This is a genomic window from Candidatus Burkholderia verschuerenii, from assembly GCF_001189365.1.
Taxonomy (GTDB): Bacteria; Pseudomonadota; Gammaproteobacteria; order Burkholderiales; family Burkholderiaceae; genus Caballeronia; species Caballeronia verschuerenii.
Window position 1 is genome coordinate 1 of sequence record NZ_LFJJ01000342.1, and the last position, 1970, is coordinate 1970.

At 64.2% G+C, this 1970-nt stretch carries 2 protein-coding genes and 1 pseudogene; 1 reads left to right on the plus strand and 2 read right to left on the minus strand.

Translation table 11 applies throughout. The annotated features are described in order from the left end of the window. Window positions 1-281 (plus strand): hypothetical protein (locus BVER_RS34900; RefSeq protein WP_232316908.1); only part of this gene is annotated, 281 nt, incomplete at its 5' end. 84 nt (window positions 282-365) lie between these two features. Here the strand turns inward: BVER_RS34900 and BVER_RS36620 are convergent. Next, complete coding sequence (locus tag BVER_RS36620; protein WP_440588112.1) at window positions 366-689, minus strand: DUF3363 domain-containing protein; 324 nt, start codon at window positions 687-689, stop codon at window positions 366-368. Further along, window positions 592-1680: pseudogene (locus tag BVER_RS28705) on the minus strand (DUF3363 domain-containing protein); the annotation flags it as partial. The pseudogene BVER_RS28705 and the gene BVER_RS36620, both read right to left, overlap by 98 nt. Window positions 1681-1970 lie beyond the last annotated feature (290 nt).

A 1970-nucleotide genomic window follows, 5' to 3' on the forward strand; every position in this document is an offset into this window, starting at 1 on the left:
CTCAACGTCATGCCTCAACCTCTACTCGTGCGCTGCAGACCTGGCTGAGATGTGCGTTTACGTCTGCACCAGACTGCGTCGTTGGGTCCATTCCGGCAAATTCAATTTTGCAGGCCAGACTATGTAAAAGGCGAGCGTTGAACGTGGCACATCCCGATCAGTATTTCGGTCATTTGAATGAAATAAGCAGAACCACCGATACTTTCCTGATCATCGGCTTCGGCGCATCCTCTTTGCAGAGCATTCTTTCGGCACTTGCGGAAATCAAGGCAAATCTTTAGGTTTGCCGTTATTCGCGTACCGACCTGCAACGACGACGGAGTCGCTTATGCGAAGGTCTTACTGGCACGGTTTCAACCCAGCCATCAGATCGACTGGCTCCGGCGTCCCATCTCCCACGACGCCCACGTTCCGCGCATCGTCACCGCGATCTGCTGTCCCAGCCGCTGCTCGATCACCGGCTTCCACGGTACGAGGCTGAAGCCCAACCCGTCGTCGAGCATGGCGTAGCGTCCGCTGGCGAGCATCACGCTGCGCCGGTAGATCCCGCTTACGCGCTGCCCGTCTACTATCGGGCGATACGCTAGGCCGGTCTCCGCAGCCTTTGGTGGTGACGCGCCCGGTGATCGTGCGGTCCTGCTCCCCGGGCTCGAAGATGGCCAATTCGCGTGGGTGCCCCCGCATCGCACGCTGCATCGTGCGGATGATGTCACCGCGCTCGCCGAGCGTACGAAGCGTCCTCTCCGCGTCGGCATGCACCGTCCAGTCGCCGGGGCGGCGTTCCTCCGCCAACCCCATGCGCTGTAGATGCTGAAGTCGGCCGATCAGCAGCAGGCGATGGCGTCGCAGGTCCGCTTCGTCGAGCCGTGCGGTCGGCACGCGCCGATCCTCGTCCGCCACCCGTTGCAGCATACGATCCAGGCTCGTCCAACGCTCCTGTTCGACCTCGCGTCGCAGTGTCTGCTCGATCTCCAGCTCCGTGCGCGGCCCCAGCCATTCCGTCGCCAGCTGGGCGGCCCGATGGCGGAAGCCATCGGCGATATAGTCGCCCGAGATGATGAGGTCGTTGCCGGTATCGTCACGCCCCCGCACGATGACGTGGGTATGGGGATTGTCGGTGTTCCAGTGATCGACCGCCACCCACTCCAGCCGGGTTCCCAGATCGGCTTCCATCCGCGTCATGAGGTGACGGGTGTAGGTCCGCAGATCGTCCAGCGCAGCGCCGTCCTCGGGTGCCACGATGAAGCGGAAATGATGCCGATCGTCGGCGCAGCGTCCCTTGAAGCTGTCGAGATCCGCTGCATCGGTTTGCGGTCCATAGGCTCGTCCCGGCTCACCGTCGCGGCCTACGCCGTCGCGCTCGATATAGCGGAGATGTTTGGCGAGGGATTGGGGGCTGGCCTGTCGATGATTGACCAGCAAGGTCTTGATGGTGACCCGCCGCGAGAAGGGCGTCAGCGACTGGCCGGCGAAGCGCGCGGCGGTGTGTCCGCGACCGAGCCGTGAGCCGGGTCTGCGGTCCGTGGGACGCCCCTTGCCGGTGGTCAACGCAGGGCGACGCACCGCCGATTTTCCACCGGCCTTGCCGACTTGCTTGAGCACTTGGGACACATAGCCTCGACCCAGGTTCTTCGGGGCGCCGGGGCGCGTGCGAAAATCATCGTCGCGTCGATCGCTCATCATCCTGTCTCCAGAGAGTCACGGCGGGGGCAGGCGTAGGCGGCACGCGCGAAGGCCCCGGTGGGAAGCGCTTTGGTACTCCACGCGGCACGATGGTGACGACTCGCCGTGCCGTCCTCCCCCCATGTGCAGACCCGCTTTGCGGGCGGCCTCGTGCCGCCCCCTTTTGTGCGCCCAGCATGGGCGCACTCTTGCGGGTGCAAGTCGCGCGGCAAGTTGACCACAGCGAGCGAAGTGAAGCGCAACTGCGGAAGGGCGACCGACCGTGGGGAGGAAGCGTGGAGCGAAAC